Raw genomic sequence first — 16,465 nt, 5'->3', positions numbered from 1 at the left:
TTATTCAGTTAGCGCCGCGACCGCAGTCGGGATCTGTTGTGGGGCGATGATTTTAACTTGCTTATGGCGGCCCAGCTCGCCTTTTTCAATCAGTACCTGGCTTTTGGCGACGCGGAACTGTTTGGCGAGAAATTTCACCAGATGGGCATTGGCCTGGCCATCAACGGGCGGGGCGGTAATGGCGACTTTGAGCTCGTCGCCATGTACGCCCACGATGCTGTCGCGGCTGGCCTTCGGCTGAATATACAGCCTCAGCACCAGCCCGTCAGCGCAGCGTTCAACGGCACTCATAGCGCCATCCACAGCCCCGGCAGCAGTACGTTACCGGTAGCCTGCAGCACCTCGGCGACCCCCATATTGATCACGTACAGCAGCAGCACCAGCACCATCGGCGAGAAATCGATACCGCCCATCGACGGCAGCAGGTTGCGGATTGGACGCAGCAGCGGGTCCGCCAGCTGCATCAGCACATACTCCACCGGGCTGCGTCCCTGGCTGACCCAGCTCATGATCGCCATCAGCAGCAGCACCCAGAAGATCAGCGAGCCGATGGTTTTCAGCAGAATAAGCAGGGCGGAGATCCAGATGATCGGCTGGAAGGTGATCACCATAAACAGGACGATCGCTTTGATGACGCAGAGGATGAATGCCACCAGCAGCGAGGCGCTGTCAATCGGCCCCATTGCCGGGATGATCCGGCGCAGCGGCCCGACAATCGGCTGCGTGGCCTTTACCACAAACTGCGAAAACGGGTTGTAAAAGTCGCAGCGCGCCCACTGCATCCAGACGCGTAACAACACGACCATTGTATAAAGCTCAATGACCGTTGAAAGCAGGAAAGTCAACGTCTTCATGGCGTTCCTCAGATTCCTTATTATTTGCTGTAGTCGCGCGCACCAAAAATGGCCGTGCCGATGCGCACCATCGTGCTTCCCGCCGCGATAGCGGCTTCCATATCGTCCGACATTCCCAGAGACAACGTATCGACCGTGGGGTACCGCGTTTTTAACCGCGCAAATGCTACCGCCATTTGCTGGGCGACGGCAAACTGCCTTACATATTCTGACTCAGGCGCGGGGATCGCCATCAGGCCGCGCAGCTCCAGATGAGGTAACTCAGCGATCTCCGCGGCTAAGGCATCGAGCGCTTCCAGCGGGATGCCGGATTTACTCTGCTCATCGCTGATGTTGATTTGAATCAGCACCTTCAGCGGCGGCAAATGCGCCGGGCGCTGCTCGTTCAGGCGGGTGGCGATTTTCAACCGATCGACGGTGTGGCACCAGTCAAAATGTTCGGCCACCAGCCGGCTTTTGTTGGACTGCAAGGGACCAATAAAGTGCCACTGCAGTCCACTGACGCCTGCCTGCTGGAAATGGTTAATCTTCTCCACGCCCTCCTGGACGTAGTTTTCACCAAATGCCCGCTGGCCTGCCGCGATGGCTTCTTCGATCGCGCTCGCAGGTTTCGTTTTACTCACTGCAAGCAATGTCACTTCTTCTGGCGCACGCCCGCAACGGGCGGCGGCACCGGAGATTTTGTCCCGGACCTGTGCCAGGTTATGCGCAATATCGTTCATATTCCGAGGATGAGTTATGAAGCTGGAAGAAATCGTAGCCCTTAGTGTAAAGCATAATGTCTCCGATCTACACCTGTGCAATTCCGCCGCACCGCGCTGGCGGCGGCAGGGTAAGCTGGAGCCCGCGCCCTTTCCCGCACCGGATATTGCGGATTTACTCAACGACTGGCTCGATGCCGCACAGTTACAGCACTGGCAGGAGCACGGCCAGATAGACTTTGCGCTGACTCTGGCCTGTGGTTCACGGTTACGCGCCAGCGCTTTCGCCCATACGCGCGGAATATCGCTGGTGCTGCGCCTGCTGCCCAGCCAGTCTCCGCGCCTGGAGGCGCTGGGCGCGCCGCCTGCGCTAAGCGAGCTGCTGGCGGAAGAGAGTGGCTTGCTGCTGGTCACCGGGGCGACGGGCAGCGGCAAGTCGACCACCCTGGCGGCGATGGTCGGCCATCTCAACCAGCATCTTGATGGCCATATTCTGACGCTGGAGGATCCGGTGGAGTTTATTCATCACAGCGAGCGATGCCTGATTCAGCAGCGGGAGATTGGCCGGCACTGTCCTTCGTTCTCCGCGGCGCTTCGGGTGGCGCTGCGTCAGGATCCGGATGTGATCCTGCTCGGCGAGCTACGCGACAGCGAAACCATTCGTCTGGCGTTAACTGCGGCGGAGACCGGGCATCTGGTGATGGCGACATTACACACCCGCGGCGCGGCGCCGGCGGTGGAGAGATTGATCGATGTCTTTCCGGCAGAGGAGAAAGATCAGGTTCGAAGTCAGCTGGCCGGAAGCCTGTGCGCGGTGCTGGCGCAAAAATTATTACCCGCACGTCATGGCGGCAGAGTTGCGCTATACGAGCTTCTGGTTAATACGCCGGCAGTGGCGAATTTGATCCGCGAAGGAAAAGTGCACCAGCTGCCCGGTGTAATGCAGACCGGGATGCAGGCCGGAATGTTGACATTTACCCAGAGTTTTCAGCAACGTGTGGCCGCAGGCGAGCTGTAAGGGGAGTGTGAAGCGAGTTGGGTGGTTGAAATGGTGTGTTAACTAAATGTTTAAAAGCTGTTTCTGGATATTATTTGATAATACAAATAATCTTTGTGAATAAATTCAAATAAGATATTCAGTTGAGATATGTCGGCAGTGAATACGCATTTCCAGGAAAAAAGTTTGATTACCTTTTGACAGCTTTGAGTCATTCGATTTATGCTGTTTACGGGAATAGGATGATTCTCATAGAATAACGTTTCAATTTGTAAATTGCCAATGCTATTTATAAATTCACGGCTGATTGTATATTTTTTTATTCATTTAACCACCATGACGGTGGATAGCTGCTAAGGAGAGTTTTAAGTGATTAATTTAAATGGAAATTCATCATCTTCTCGTCAGGTAACCTTTATTACCCACCCGTCTATTCAAAGCAAATCCTTTGCCAGCTATCTGAGCGAAACCCTGATGGCACCGGTGGTTTTACAAAATATTAATAAACCGCTGGCGCAGCGTCTGGCAAAAGATTCTGTAATATTATTTGATATTGCAGTGTCAAATAAGAAATTAAACGGGGTGTGGCGGGATATTATTCGCTTGCAGGCAGATAATCCTCGTTTGTTGATTATTAATAGCGCACAAAAGTATGAGTTATACGAAATGGCGCAGTGGCCGGCTTTATATGGCGTGTTCCGCCATGACGATGATGAATCGCGCTTAATTGAGGGCGTCAAGGCCGTGCTGAACGGCGAACAGACGGCTGAATTGAGCGTGATGCACCCGGCGATGTACGCTGCGGACCATGCATCGGCGCCGGTTGAGAACTCGCCGCTGACCGAACGAGAATGCGAGATCCTCAACGAACTGCGCTGCGGCGCGACCAACCTCGATATTGCCCGCGCGCTGTTTATCAGTGAGAACACGGTGCGGACGCACCTGTATAACGTGTTCCGTAAGCTGAGCGTTAAGAATCGCACCCAGGCGGTGAGCTGGGCTAACGAACATCTGCGCCACTAGGCGGGGGAGCTGCGCCGTCTGCGGTTCGCCGGCGGCGCAGAAGAGCAGGGCTTAAAAGCTCTGCTCGAAGTAGCTTTCCAGAATGACCACCGCAGAGGCCGAATCGACGCTGCCTTTATTCAGCGCCCGATAGCCGCCATGTTCGAACAGGCCCGCCCGGGCCTCAACCGTACTCAGACGTTCATCGTGGAGAAGGATCGCGACGCCAAAGCGGCCATGAATTTTATTGGCGAAATTACGCGCGCGCGCGGTCAGCGGTTGCTCAGTGCCGTCCATATTCAGCGGCAGGCCGACGATTACCGCCTCAGGCTGCCACTCCTTAAGCAATTTTTCGATGATATTCCAGTCCGGTTTACCGTCCTGCGCCTTCAGCGCCGGCAGTGGCCGGGCGGTTGCGGTGATCCGTTGCCCTACCGCCACACCGATGCTTTTGGTCCCGAAATCAAAGCCGAGAAAGGTACCGCTCATTATGCATGCCCCGCGACGCCTGGCATCGTCACGATGTCGATGCCAATCAGTTTAGCCGCCTCGCGCCAGCGATCGGCGATGGGCGTACGGAAGAGAATATTCTGGTCAGCCGGGGCGGTAAGCCAGGCATTATCTAGAATCTCCTGCTCCAGCTGCCCTTTCTCCCACGAAGAGTAGCCCAGGGCAACCAGCACGTTGCCCGGTTGCCGGTCGGTGCCTAAGGTTTCGAGGACATCCCGCGAGGTGGTGATCACCGTGTTATCCGAGATACGGATGCTTGAGGAAAAGTCAGAGGGCGGGGTATGTAAAATAAAGCCGCGGTCTTCCGCCAGCGGGCCGCCCAGCATCACCGGTTTATCCAGGCGGATCTCCGGATTACGCGGCTCCGGGACAATTTTGAGCTTCTCAAGGATCCCTTCCACCTGCAGATTTTCCAGCGGCTTATTGATAATAATGCCCATGGCACCCTCGTCGTTATACTCGCAGATATAGACCACGGAGCGGCGGAAAATGGGGTCCTGAAGCGCAGGCATGGCAATCAGAAAGTGATGCTGTAAATTCATTGTCAGAGGTTCTGTTCCTGGTTCAAAAAGCAACACCCAGTATGCGGGCAAAGTAGAATGGTGTCGATGCACTTTATCTGGCAGGCGCCCGAGCGGCGCCTGGCTGGAAGGGTTTCACCAGCGCGGCGATCCGCGCTCGCTGTGCCCTGAGCGGACGTTCGTACGCCGTAGTGCTTATCGGGCGAGACGTCTTTCGATAGCGTCCATCAGCATGCCGGTGATCGAAATATCCGGGAAGGCGGCCTCGATCTCACGTACGCAGGTGGGGCTGGTGACGTTAATTTCCGTCAGACGGTCGCCAATGATATCCAGGCCAACGAAAATCAGGCCTTTAGCCTTCAGCGTCGGGCCGACGCGGCGGGCGATATCCCAGTCGCTTTCGGTTAGCGGGCGGGCTTCGCCGCGGCCGCCGGCGGCCAGATTGCCACGAGTCTCGCCGCCCTGCGGAATGCGCGCCAGGCAGTAAGGTACCGGCTCGCCATCCACCACCAGCACGCGCTTGTCGCCATCTTTAATGGCCGGCAGATAGTTCTGCGCCATGCAGTAGCGGCTGCCCAGCTCGGTCAGCGTCTCGGCGATCACGCCGAGGTTCGGATCGCCGGCTTTGACGCGGAAAATAGAGGCGCCGCCCATGCCGTCGAGCGGCTTCATGATGATATCGCCGTGTTTTTCCCAGAAGGCTTTCAGCTGGGCTTTATTACGGGTGACCAGCGTTTCCGGGGTCAGTTCGGAGAACCAGGCGGTGAACAGCTTCTCGTTACAGTCGCGCAGGCTCTGCGGCTTGTTGACGATAAGCGTGCCTTTCTCTTCCGCTCGTTCCAGAATATAGGTCGCATAAATAAATTCGGTATCGAACGGTGGATCCTTACGCATCAGAATGACGTCAAGATCCGCCAGCGGCAGATCCTGCTCGCCGGTAAAGTCATACCATTTGTCGTAGTTCTGTTCGACGCTCAGTGTGCGCGTCCGGGCGCGGGCTTCGCCGTTGATCAAATAAAGGTCGTTCATCTCCATGTAATGGAGTTCATAGCCGCGACGCTGCGCCTCCAGCAACATAGCGAAGCTGGTGTCTTTCTTGATGTTGATGGTTGCGATGGGATCCATCACGATGCCGAGCTTGATCATGGTTCTTCTCCGTTAACGCCTCAACCTAAGTCGCCAAAACGCACCTGCAGGGCAGTAATGGCGGTGAGCGCAGTAGTCTCTGTACGCAGAACGCGCGGTCCCAACAGGATATCAGTAAACTGGTATTTCGCGGTCATTGCGATCTCTTCAGCCGACAGCCCGCCTTCCGGGCCAATCAGCAAACGGACGCGTTCAACCGGCAGCGGCAGCGTGTTAATGCTGGCGCTGGCGCGCGGGTGCAGGTTGAGCTTCAGCCCGCTGTCCTGCTCGGCGCACCACTCCTCCAGTTGCATCGCCGGACGAATTTCCGGTACCACGTTACGACCGCTCTGTTCGCAGGCGGCAATAGCGATTTTCTGCCACTGCTGGATCTTTTTCTGCAAACGTTCGGCGTCCAGTTTAACGCCGCAGCGCTCGGAAAACAGTGGCGTTATGAGGCTTACTCCGAGTTCGATCGATTTCTGGATGGTGAATTCCATTTTTTCGCCGCGGGACATCACCTGGCCTAAATGGATATGCAGCGGCGATTCCCGATCGTCGGGTTCGCCACTGAGGACTTCAACCGTGACGTTTTTCTTACCGGCCTCGGTAATGACGGCGTCAAACACCTGGTTACTGCCGTCGAATAGCTGAAGGTGCTGACCGGCGGTCATGCGCAGAACGCGCCCGACGTGGTTGGCCGCGTCATCGCTCAGCGCGATCAGGCTGCCGACAATGAGGGGTTCTGGATGATGGATGCGAGGAATGCGCATGCTTGATATTCCGTTCTTTGCGCAGATGCCAGCTTCCCGCCATTAGGCGGGAAGCACAGGGCTGCAAATTAACAATTGCCGCTAGTGTAGGTTAGCTCTTTTGCGCCTGGCAAGCCTGCTGGACATAAGGATTATGGTTGCCCTGCACTTTCGCGATGCGCTCATCGCGTTCACACTCCCAGGCGGTGACCGGATACTGTTTGTTCCAGGCGGTAAACAGCTGAGTTTGCTGGCGGGAAAGATTTAACTGGTAGCGGTCGCGCATATAGAAGTAGGTGCGGGCGATGGCGCCGCGGGCGCGGGCAGGGGGCTCAGCGATTTTATCTTTAAAATCGACCTTCATGGTGCACTGGCCGTACTGGCCTTCACCGCCGTTCCACTGGCTGTACATAAAGTTGCCGCGATCGCCATTCACTTCTCCCACCGCCGGCTGCAGGTTGTGCATGTCGCTTTCCATCTTGCGGTACTCAGGATCTTTGGCGCAGTTTTTACGACCACCCTCCTGCCAGCACTGGCGCTGATGGCCGAACTGCCACGCCGGCACCACGTGTTCCCATTCAACCCGGCTGGCGCGGTTCTCATTTTTACGCACTTTATAGCCACAAGATTCCAGATCGATAACGCCTTTTTTACCCTGCCAGGCAATTTTACAGCCGCAGTAAAAGTCGCCGGGAACGTCGGCGTTTACTTTGACGCCAGCGGCCTTGGCCTGGGAAAAACTGGTAATTTCTGCGGCCGCAAGCGGGCCACTCACTGCCGTGCTCAATACTGCAACGGCTAAAACATGCATACGGGACATCGTTCACTCCGTGTCAAAACGAGCCCGCAACGTAGCGAATGAGGGTGCCGGATGCAATCAGTCAGATCAGAAAGTTTCTAATTAATTCCAATGGTTATTCTTCAGCCACCAGCAGATCGCCGCAGCGCACGCAGCGGTAAGTGGCTTCGCCGCGCACCACCCGGTTATGGCGACGGACGGTGAGCTGATGCTGCTGGCAGCGGCAGCGGTAGGGGAAGGTATTCTGGCGGACTGAATCGAGTTCAAAGCGATGGGTGCGACGTGCGGGAACGCCCAGCACGCCCTCCATCATCCATTTCCACTCTTTACCGTGCGGGGCTACCCGGCCAAAGTGTTGCCACACCAGCAGGTGCGCCAGCTCATGGGGCACCACTTCATCGATAAACGCCTGCTGATTTTCCAGCAGCAGCACCGGATTTAAACGAATTTCGTTTTTCTCCAGCCAGGCGGTGCCGGCGGAGGTACCGCGCTGCTGGTAGACCAACGTCGGCTCCGCGTAGCGGCGTTCCAGCTTGAGGTTCGCTTTGGCGAGATGCTCCCGCAGGCTGCGCATCACGGCCTGCTGAATAGCGATGGGAATACGGGGTGTTTTCATAGCGCCAGAGGATAGTGCGGCGGAGGGGGGAGAGCAAGCGGAAGCTTCCTCCCGGAAGGGGAGGAAGCTCAGACGGATTAATCGCGGGCGCCGATCTCGCGCAGCGGACGACCCTGCATCAGGTTGCGTTCGATATGTTCCAGCGAGACGTTTTTGGTTTCCGGGATCAGCCACAGCGTCAGCAGAATAAACAGCACGTTCAGACCGCCGTAGACCCAGAAGGTGTTGGCGCTGCCCAGCGAATTGAGCATGGTCAGGAAGGTAGCGCCGACAATCATGTTGGCAATCCAGTTGGTCGCCGTTGAGCAGGTGATACCGAAGTCGCGGCCTTTCAGCGGCTGGATTTCGGAACACAGTACCCAAATCAGCGGGCCGGCGCTCATGGCGAAACCGACGATAAACATCAGCAGCATCAGGACGGCGATGTACTGGGCGGTTGAGGAGTGAATACCGATGTGCATCATGCTGCCCAGGACGCCCATTCCCGCTGCCATGACGATAAAGCCAAGGATCAGCGTCGGTTTACGGCCCCAGCGGTCGACCAGACCGATGGCGATAAAGGTGGCCAGCACGTTAGTCAGACCGACAATGACCGTCCCCCACATCTGCTCGGTGGTGTTGGCGTAGCCTGCCAGCTCAAAGATCTTCGGCGCGTAGTACATGATGACGTTCATCCCGGTGAACTGCTGCATTACCTGCAGCAGAATGCCGAGGAACACCGCGCGGCGGAAGTTGCTGTTGTCTTTAAACAGCGACCAGCCGGACTGTTTTACCTTCAGGCTTTCGCGGATTTCGTCGAGCTCGCGTTTCGCTTCGGCGCTGGTATCGCGCAGGCGCAGCAGCACGCGCTCGGCATCGACAAAGCGGCGTTTGGCGGCGAACCAGCGCGGGCTGTCCGGCAGGAAGATAACGCCGATCAGCAGCAATACCGCCGGAATAATGATCACGCCGAGCATCCAGCGCCATGCGCCGCTGTAGCTAAAGGCGGTGTCGGAGAGGTAAGCGCCAAGGATCCCGATGGTGATCATCAGCTGGTACATGGAAATCATACTGCCGCGAATCTTCTCCGGAGCGATTTCCGATAGATACAGCGGCGCGGTGTATGAGGCGACGCCTACCGCCAGGCCCAGCAGCACGCGGGAAACCAGCAGGATCTCGACGTTTGGCGCGGCGGCGGAGAACAGAGAGCCGGCGACAAAGAGGATGGCGCCGATCATCAGGCTCTTTTTACGGCCCAGTTTGAAGGAGAGCCAGCCGCTGCCGACCGCACCGACGGCGGCGCCGAACATCATGGAGCTGACCACCCACTCCTGAGTGTGGGCGGAAATCTGGAACTCATTGGCAATAAAGGGTAAGGCACCCGCAATAACACCGATATCAAGGCCAAACAGCAGGCCAGCCAGCGCGGCGAGGAAACAGACGAAGAACGTCATGGTCTTGTTTGAACGCCCTTGTTTTTTGTTGTCAGGCATAACGCCCTCCAGTTGAGTTATTGATTCTGTCGATGGTTAGCGTAGGACACTCGTCGGTAAAAAAACGTGATTATAATCACGGCTGTGTAATCGTTTCCACAAAGGTAAAGAAACGTAATGCATTAAATGCTTTTTAAATCAGCAATATAAACAAGGATAGTCGACAATTTGAAAAACGGTAATCAGAGTTAACCGAAACAATATGTAACATTGTGAAAAATACGCCGATGAGATGACGCACGCAGGCAGCAATCGACCATTACCATAATGTAATCGCTTTCATTGAGATGTTGCGCTACGTTGAAGCAAGGTACGGCAGGGAAGGTCAGGGAATAAAAAGGCCAGCGCGAGGCTGGCCTTAAAGAGAGGAAGCGGAGAGATTATTTCAGACCGGCCGCTTCGCGCAGCAGGGCCGCTTTGTCGGTTTTTTCCCAAGGGAAATGTTCGCGACCAAAGTGACCGTAGGCAGCGGTTTCTTTGTAGATCGGGTGCAGCAGATCCAGCATCTGAATCAGGCCGTACGGACGCAGGTCGAAGAACTCGCGCACCAGCAGGGTCAGCTGTTCAGAAGGCACTTTTTCAGTACCAAAGGTTTCCACCATGATGGACGTCGGCTCTGCAACGCCGATGGCGTAGGAAACCTGAATTTCGCAACGGTCAGCCAGGCCTGCGGCAACGATGTTTTTCGCTACATAGCGCGCCGCATAGGCTGCAGAACGGTCAACTTTAGACGGATCCTTACCGGAGAACGCGCCGCCGCCGTGACGAGCCATGCCGCCGTAGGTATCGACGATGATCTTACGACCGGTCAGACCGCAATCGCCCATCGGGCCGCCGATAACGAAACGGCCGGTCGGGTTGATGAAGAATTTGGTGGACGCGCTCAGCCATTCGGTCGGCAGAATCGGTTTGATGATCTCTTCCATCACCGCTTCCTGCAGCGATTTCTGGTCGATATCTTCGGCGTGCTGCGTGGACAGCACCACCGCGTCGATGCCGACGATTTTGCCGTCGTCATACTGGAAGGTCACCTGGCTTTTCGCATCCGGACGCAGCCACGGCAGGGTGCCGTTTTTACGTACTTCAGCCTGGCGCTGCACCAGACGGTGAGCGTAGGTCACCGGCGCCGGCATCAGCACGTCGGTTTCGTTGGTGGCGTAGCCAAACATCAGCCCCTGGTCGCCTGCGCCCTGTTCCAGCGGATCGGCACGGTCAACGCCCTGGTTGATGTCTGGAGACTGTTTACCAATGGCGCTCAGTACGGCACACGAGTTGGCGTCAAAGCCCATATCGGAATGCACGTAGCCAATTTCGCGGACGGTGTTGCGGGTGATCTCTTCGATGTCAACCCATGCGCTGGTGGTGATTTCGCCGCCTACCAGCACCATGCCAGTTTTGACATAGGTTTCACATGCGACACGCGCTTTCGGATCCTGCTCGAGGATCGCATCCAGCACGGCATCGGAGATTTGGTCAGCAATTTTGTCAGGATGCCCTTCTGATACGGACTCAGACGTAAAAAGGTGTTTTGCCATATTTTATTTCACCTGTGGACGATTCGGATAGCTCATACTGTTGTGTAATGTGGCTTTGGTGGATAATCAGCGCAAAGCCGCGCAGGTAGCGACACGAGCAGTCTGAGTGTTAATCAGTATAGACGGATTAACTTCTGGACGGCCATTTTAGGTCAAATCTTGAGCCTATTTCCAGCCTTTTTTGATGGCGGTCGCATTTATCGAAAAACTCGCCTGGCAAAATTTCCTGACAACCGCGCAAACGGGCACATTTTTATTTTGCTTTTTACCCCGCTTCTCGGTATAAAACGCCGCGCGCGGCTCATTAAAAAAGCGCACGGGGCATGGCCCTGTGGTGCCACTTCCAGCCGGGTTAAGCAGTCTGTATTTACAGAATCTCGCAACGGCATAGCGCTTGTTGCCCGGTATGTATAGCTTTGGCTTGTCGCCGACCCTGTCGCAGGGCGGTGTGGAGGTGATACCAGATAATGAACCAACGTTTTTCGCTTGTTTCGTCGCGTCGTTCTGTCGCGCGTCAGCACTCCGCAACCTGCATCTCTCTCATGCAAACCAGCCGATGTTCACCCCATCTCGGCGCTTCTCAGGATTCCAGGGCCGGTCGGCCGTCAGAAAACTGAACAAGGGCGCTCTTGCCAGGCAAGAGTTTTCTCGTGGTTTCTCCGGACTGTCATACTCTGTTCGGCTACGTGTTTTACGATGATATGAATAAGAAACCGGTCGCGCAGTCGCAAAACCAGCAGATAGTGCTGGGCTTTAGGACTGTTCATGGGTTGTTATCGCATCTTTGGACTGCGATAGTAGTTAACTGTCTTACACTTATTATTAAAAATTGAGGTTCGCTATGTCTGACGACATGTCTATGGTTTCGCCTTCGTCAGCAGGCGAACACGGTGTACTACGTTCCATGCAGGAGGTAGCGATGAGCTCCCAGGAAGCCAGCAAGATGCTGCGTACTTATAATATTGCCTGGTGGGGCAATAACTATTATGACGTCAACGAACTGGGCCACATCAGCGTTTGCCCGGATCCGGACGTCCCGGAAGCGCGCGTTGATCTCGCTGAATTAGTCAAAGCGCGCGAAGCGCAAGGGCAGCGCTTGCCGGCGCTGTTCTGCTTCCCGCAGATCCTGCAGCACCGTCTGCGTTCAATCAACGCCGCGTTCAAGCGCGCGCGCGAATCCTACGGCTATAACGGCGATTACTTCCTGGTCTACCCGATCAAGGTGAACCAGCATCGTCGCGTCATCGAATCGCTGATCCATTCCGGCGAGCCGCTGGGTCTGGAAGCCGGTTCGAAAGCGGAACTGATGGCCGTGCTGGCGCACGCCGGGATGACCCGCAGCGTCATCGTCTGTAACGGTTATAAAGACCGCGAATACATCCGTCTGGCGCTGGTGGGCGAGAAGATGGGCCACAAGGTCTATCTGGTCATCGAGAAGATGTCGGAAATTGCCATCGTGCTGGAAGAAGCCGAGCGCCTGAACGTGGTGCCGCGCCTTGGCGTGCGTGCGCGTCTGGCCTCGCAGGGGTCCGGTAAATGGCAGTCCTCCGGCGGTGAGAAGTCTAAGTTCGGTCTCGCGGCGACCCAGGTTCTGCAGCTGGTGGAGATCCTGCGTGCCGCAGGGCACCTCGACAGCCTGCAACTGCTGCACTTCCACCTCGGCTCGCAGATGGCCAACATTCGCGATATCGCCACCGGCGTGCGTGAATCGGCGCGTTTCTACGTCGAGTTGCATAAGCTGGGCGTTAATATCCAGTGCTTCGACGTCGGCGGTGGCCTGGGTGTGGATTACGAAGGAACCCGCTCGCAGTCCGACTGCTCGGTGAACTACGGCCTGAACGAATACGCTAACAATATTATCTGGGCCATCGGCGACGCCTGCGAAGAGAATGGCCTGCCGCACCCGACGGTCATCACCGAGTCCGGCCGCGCGGTGACCGCGCACCACACCGTGCTGGTTTCCAATATCATCGGCGTGGAGCGCAACGAATACACCGAGGCGACCCCGCCGGCGGAAGACGCCGCGCGTCCGCTGCAGAGCATGTGGGAAACCTGGCTGGAGATGCACGAAACCGGCAATCGCCGCTCGCTGCGCGAATGGCTGCACGACAGCCAGATGGACCTGCACGATATCCATATCGGCTACTCCTCCGGCACTTTCAACCTGCAGGAGCGCGCCTGGGCAGAACAGCTGTATCTGAACATGTGTCATGAAGTGCAGAAGCAACTCGACCCGAGCAACCGCGCTCATCGTCCGATTATCGATGAGCTGCAGGAGCGCATGGCGGATAAAATCTACGTCAACTTCTCGCTGTTCCAGTCGATGCCGGATGCGTGGGGGATCGATCAGCTGTTCCCGGTGATGCCGCTGGAAGGACTGAACAAGTCGCCGGAACGCCGCGCGGTGCTGCTGGACATCACTTGCGACTCTGACGGCGCCATCGATCACTACGTGGACGGCGACGGGATCGCCACCACCATGCCGATGCCGGAATATGACCCGGAGAACCCGCCGATGCTGGGCTTCTTTATGGTCGGTGCCTATCAGGAAATCCTTGGCAACATGCACAACCTGTTCGGCGATACCGAGGCGGTGGACGTGTTTGTCTTCCCTGACGGCAGCGTTGAGGTTGAGCTGTCCGACGAGGGCGATACCGTGGCGGATATGCTGCAGTACGTGCAGCTGGATCCAAACACGCTGCTGACCCAGTTCCGCGATCAGGTGAAAAACACCGGCCTGGACGACGCGCTGCAGCAGCAATTCCTCGAAGAGTTCGAGGCGGGTCTGTACGGGTACACTTATCTGGAAGACGAGTAGCCGCTGATGCCCGGTGGCGCTGCGCTGACCGGGCCTGCGTATGTCGGCCGCATAAGGCGAAGCCGTCATCCGGCAGACGGCGATACTCACTTGAACCCGTATGCATTACCGGCGATAATTCACGCCAATAAGCGATTTATCTATCAAACCCTTCCTCGTCGGGCCTAACGACGCGGAGGGGTTTTTTTATACTTATTTTTTACGTTCCACGACTGTGAAAAGAGGTCATATCCATGAGCACTTTAGGTCATCAATACGATAACTCCCTGGTATCCAATGCCTTTGGCTTCCTGCGTTTACCAATGAATTTCATGCCTTACGACAGCGATGCTGACTGGGTCATCACCGGCGTACCGTTCGATATGGCGACCTCCGGGCGCGCGGGCGGCCGTCATGGCCCGGCGGCGATCCGTCAGGTGTCCACCAATCTCGCCTGGGAGCACAATCGTTTTCCGTGGAACTTCGACATGCGTGAACGCCTGAACGTGGTTGACTGCGGGGATCTGGTGTACGCCTTCGGCGACGCGCGCGAAATGAGCGAGAAGCTGCAGGCCCACGCCGAGAAGCTGCTGGCGGCCGGCAAGCGCATGCTCTCCTTTGGCGGCGACCACTTTGTTACGCTGCCGCTGCTGCGCGCCCACGCCAAGCACTTCGGTAAAATGGCGCTGGTGCACTTCGATGCCCACACCGATACCTACGCCAACGGCTGCGAGTTCGACCACGGCACCATGTTCTACACCGCGCCGAACGAAGGGCTTATCGATCCCAACCACTCCGTACAGATCGGTATTCGCACCGAATTCGATAAAGATAACGGTTTCACCGTGCTTGATGCGGGCCAGGTTAACGACCGCAGTGTCGATGACGTGATTGCCCAGGTGAAGCAGATCGTTGGCGATATGCCGGTGTACCTGACCTTTGATATCGACTGCCTGGATCCGGCGTTTGCGCCAGGAACCGGTACCCCGGTGATCGGCGGGCTGACTTCCGACCGCGCGATCAAGCTGGTGCGCGGCCTGAAGGATCTGAACATCGTCGGGATGGACGTGGTGGAAGTCGCCCCGGCCTACGATCAGTCCGAAATCACCGCCCTGGCGGCGGCGACTCTGGCGCTGGAGATGCTGTACATCCAGGCGGCGAAGAAGGGCGAATAAATCTGTTCCCGTCATATTTCAAGTTGCATAGGCGTGGGCAATAACTCGGCCCATCCCTGGGCCTCGTCCTTACAGGGCCAGCGCAAGCGCTGTTCAAAACGGCTAGCCGTTTTGTCCTGCAACTTATTTAGGGTATAGACGCGTTTACTGCTGCTGCGCGACGCATACGCAGCAGCAGTGCGCCGCCGGCGCACAGCGTAATCAGCTGCGATGCCACCAGTACGGAAAAACCTGAACTGACCGATCCCACTGATTTCATTACCACTCCCATCAGCAGCGGAATAAACGCCGCGCAGATGTTGCCAATGCCGTTAATGATGCCATAGGCGCTGCCTACCGCTTCGCGCGGGGCGTGATGCTGAACCACCGCGGGGATCGCTGCCCCCTGTAATCCCCAGAACACGTTCGCCGCCAGCATAAACAGCGCCAGCATCGCCGGCTGTTCGCTGAGGATTAGCGCCAGCACGGAACCGGCGGTGAGTAGACCGCCAATAATAAACAACAGCGGCGCCTGCTCCGGGCGCATTTTGTCGAGGAGCACGCCGCCAAGGAACTTTGAGCCCAGGCTTAACAGAAAGGGGACAGCCGCCAGCAGGCCGGTGGCCTGTAGCGAGAAATGATGCTCATCGCGCAGCCAGGCTGGCAGCCAGGCGCTACTCCCCCACAGATAACTGAGGGTGGCAATTTCTATCAGCAGGATCCAGCCAAGCAGCGGCGTACGCCAGGCGAGGGCAAAAGTTTGGCTAAAGCCAGACTTCGCGCGCTGTGAGGTTACTTGTGGCGCGGGGAGAAACCGCCAGATTAACCCGCCGCCGAGCAGGAGATTCATCAGCGCCAGCGCATAGAAGGAGCCGATCCAGCCAACGTGCGCCATCAGCCAGGTGACCAGTGGGAAGCCTACCGCTAGCCCCAACGATACGCCAAGGGCGGTTACCGCATTCGGTTTGCCGATTTCATCGGCGGCAAAGTTGTCGTTGATAAAGCGTGTTTTCAGTGAAAACAGCGGTCCCTCCGCCACGCCAAGCACGATGCGCGCGATCAACATTCCCACCAGTGAACCGAGTAATGGGGAAATGGCGCACACCAGCGCCCATATAACAATGCTGATTAACAGCCCCTGACGATAATGCCATCTACTTTCTATAACTGGTGTTAATAATAATGCCGAAAACCCATAACCCAGAAGAAAGCATGTCATTAGCATGCCTTGTAACATTCTGTTTTCATTTAACTGGAAATGGGCAGCGAATTCCGGGTTAAGGATCATCACCGAGATATTTACCCGATCGACGTAGGAAATAATTATTAACAAAAGTAATGCTATTACCCCTTGCCATCTTGCCGCCATTCGTTGTCTCCACGCTTAATTTAATGATTGCCAGGTATTATTTTTTAACGCCAGAAATAGTTACGTGAGTAAAATGGTTCACCTGTGAAACTCATTGTTTTTAAATGATTAAATAAATAGTTGTTTCATGGGTGAAACACCATGTTTTCCGCTGCTGCCCATTTTTAATGATCGATTTGAAAAGAAGTCAATAGTCGTATGTGAAATTTAAATCGGAATTTTTATTTATAATGGATCACCGCTTTAAATATCATCATTTCA

17 protein-coding genes are annotated in these 16,465 nt (G+C 56.2%); 5 read left to right on the top strand and 12 right to left on the bottom strand.

Annotated features, from left to right (window positions below; genetic code table 11):
- Genes yggU through GQR96_RS20990 form a run of 3 tightly spaced genes read right to left on the bottom strand, consistent with a single transcriptional unit; the run spans window position 1 to window position 1,576 of the window.
- Window positions 1-291 (bottom strand): DUF167 family protein YggU, encoded by a 291-nt coding sequence (yggU, locus tag GQR96_RS21000; RefSeq protein WP_023319134.1) that lies wholly within the window; start codon window positions 289-291, stop codon window positions 1-3.
- Entirely contained in the window at window positions 288-854 is a 567-nt protein-coding gene (locus tag GQR96_RS20995; protein WP_004205182.1) for a YggT family protein, read from the bottom strand. The genes yggU and GQR96_RS20995 overlap by 4 nt, the downstream gene beginning before the upstream one ends.
- Window positions 855-874: 20 nt before the next feature.
- The gene (locus GQR96_RS20990; protein ID WP_004205181.1) at window positions 875-1,576 is read right to left on the bottom strand and encodes a YggS family pyridoxal phosphate-dependent enzyme; all 702 of its coding nucleotides are present in this window, start codon (window positions 1,574-1,576) and stop codon (window positions 875-877) included.
- A 16-nt stretch (window positions 1,577-1,592) separates the two neighbouring features.
- On the opposite strand from GQR96_RS20990, the gene GQR96_RS20985 reads away from it, so the two are divergent.
- Together GQR96_RS20985 and GQR96_RS20980 are read left to right on the top strand one after the other, a co-directional pair.
- Complete coding sequence (locus tag GQR96_RS20985) at window positions 1,593-2,573, top strand: type IV pilus twitching motility protein PilT (protein ID WP_065903982.1); 981 nt, start codon at window positions 1,593-1,595, stop codon at window positions 2,571-2,573.
- A 348-nt stretch (window positions 2,574-2,921) separates the two neighbouring features.
- Window positions 2,922-3,575 (top strand): LuxR C-terminal-related transcriptional regulator, encoded by a 654-nt coding sequence (locus tag GQR96_RS20980; protein WP_065903985.1) that lies wholly within the window; start codon window positions 2,922-2,924, stop codon window positions 3,573-3,575.
- Window positions 3,576-3,626: 51 nt separating this feature from the next.
- Here GQR96_RS20980 and ruvX read toward each other — a convergent pair whose 3' ends face one another.
- The 8 genes from ruvX to metK all read right to left on the bottom strand — a co-directional run bounded on the left by ruvX (window position 3,627) and on the right by metK (window position 10,884).
- The gene (gene ruvX / locus GQR96_RS20975) at window positions 3,627-4,043 is read right to left on the bottom strand and encodes a Holliday junction resolvase RuvX (protein ID WP_004205178.1); all 417 of its coding nucleotides are present in this window, start codon (window positions 4,041-4,043) and stop codon (window positions 3,627-3,629) included.
- A complete protein-coding gene (locus GQR96_RS20970) occupies window positions 4,043-4,606 on the bottom strand; it encodes a YqgE/AlgH family protein (RefSeq protein WP_002916603.1) in 564 nt (187 codons plus the stop codon). The genes ruvX and GQR96_RS20970 overlap by 1 nt, the downstream gene beginning before the upstream one ends.
- 174 nt (window positions 4,607-4,780) lie before the next feature.
- Complete coding sequence (gshB, locus tag GQR96_RS20965) at window positions 4,781-5,731, bottom strand: glutathione synthase (protein WP_004205176.1); 951 nt, start codon at window positions 5,729-5,731, stop codon at window positions 4,781-4,783.
- A gap of 20 nt (window positions 5,732-5,751) precedes the next feature.
- The gene (gene rsmE, locus GQR96_RS20960) at window positions 5,752-6,483 is read right to left on the bottom strand and encodes a 16S rRNA (uracil(1498)-N(3))-methyltransferase (RefSeq protein ID WP_017899770.1); all 732 of its coding nucleotides are present in this window, start codon (window positions 6,481-6,483) and stop codon (window positions 5,752-5,754) included.
- Window positions 6,484-6,574: 91 nt separating this feature from the next.
- Window positions 6,575-7,282, bottom strand: a complete 708-nt coding sequence (gene endA, locus GQR96_RS20955; RefSeq protein ID WP_004205174.1) for a deoxyribonuclease I — start codon at window positions 7,280-7,282, stop codon at window positions 6,575-6,577.
- A gap of 94 nt (window positions 7,283-7,376) precedes the next feature.
- Entirely contained in the window at window positions 7,377-7,877 is a 501-nt protein-coding gene (locus GQR96_RS20950) for a SprT family zinc-dependent metalloprotease (protein ID WP_004205173.1), read from the bottom strand.
- A 77-nt stretch (window positions 7,878-7,954) separates the two neighbouring features.
- Entirely contained in the window at window positions 7,955-9,349 is a 1,395-nt protein-coding gene (locus tag GQR96_RS20945; RefSeq protein WP_004205171.1) for a sugar porter family MFS transporter, read from the bottom strand.
- A 380-nt stretch (window positions 9,350-9,729) separates the two neighbouring features.
- Window positions 9,730-10,884: a methionine adenosyltransferase gene (metK, locus tag GQR96_RS20940; protein WP_004205170.1), complete on the bottom strand. Its 1,155-nt coding sequence runs from the start codon at window positions 10,882-10,884 to the stop codon at window positions 9,730-9,732.
- Window positions 10,885-11,585: 701 nt separating this feature from the next.
- Here metK and yqgB point away from each other — a divergent pair.
- The 3 genes from yqgB to speB all read left to right on the top strand — a co-directional run bounded on the left by yqgB (window position 11,586) and on the right by speB (window position 14,856).
- Entirely contained in the window at window positions 11,586-11,717 is a 132-nt protein-coding gene (gene yqgB, locus GQR96_RS20935; RefSeq protein WP_002916578.1) for an acid stress response protein YqgB, read from the top strand.
- An 8-nt stretch (window positions 11,718-11,725) separates the two neighbouring features.
- Entirely contained in the window at window positions 11,726-13,702 is a 1,977-nt protein-coding gene (speA, locus tag GQR96_RS20930; RefSeq protein ID WP_004205167.1) for a biosynthetic arginine decarboxylase, read from the top strand.
- A gap of 233 nt (window positions 13,703-13,935) precedes the next feature.
- Window positions 13,936-14,856 (top strand): agmatinase, encoded by a 921-nt coding sequence (gene speB / locus GQR96_RS20925; RefSeq protein ID WP_004205166.1) that lies wholly within the window; start codon window positions 13,936-13,938, stop codon window positions 14,854-14,856.
- A gap of 127 nt (window positions 14,857-14,983) precedes the next feature.
- Here speB and GQR96_RS20920 read toward each other — a convergent pair whose 3' ends face one another.
- Window positions 14,984-16,204, bottom strand: coding sequence for an MFS transporter (locus tag GQR96_RS20920; RefSeq protein ID WP_032456613.1), 1,221 nt, complete (start codon window positions 16,202-16,204; stop codon window positions 14,984-14,986).
- Between the last annotated feature and the right edge of the window lie 261 nt (window positions 16,205-16,465).

It is taken from the genome of Klebsiella sp. PCX, from assembly GCF_021869705.1.
Taxonomy (GTDB): domain Bacteria; phylum Pseudomonadota; class Gammaproteobacteria; order Enterobacterales; family Enterobacteriaceae; genus Klebsiella; species Klebsiella quasipneumoniae.
Note: the sequence above shows the minus strand (reverse complement) of the source record. Positions and strands in the feature narration are given on the sequence as shown.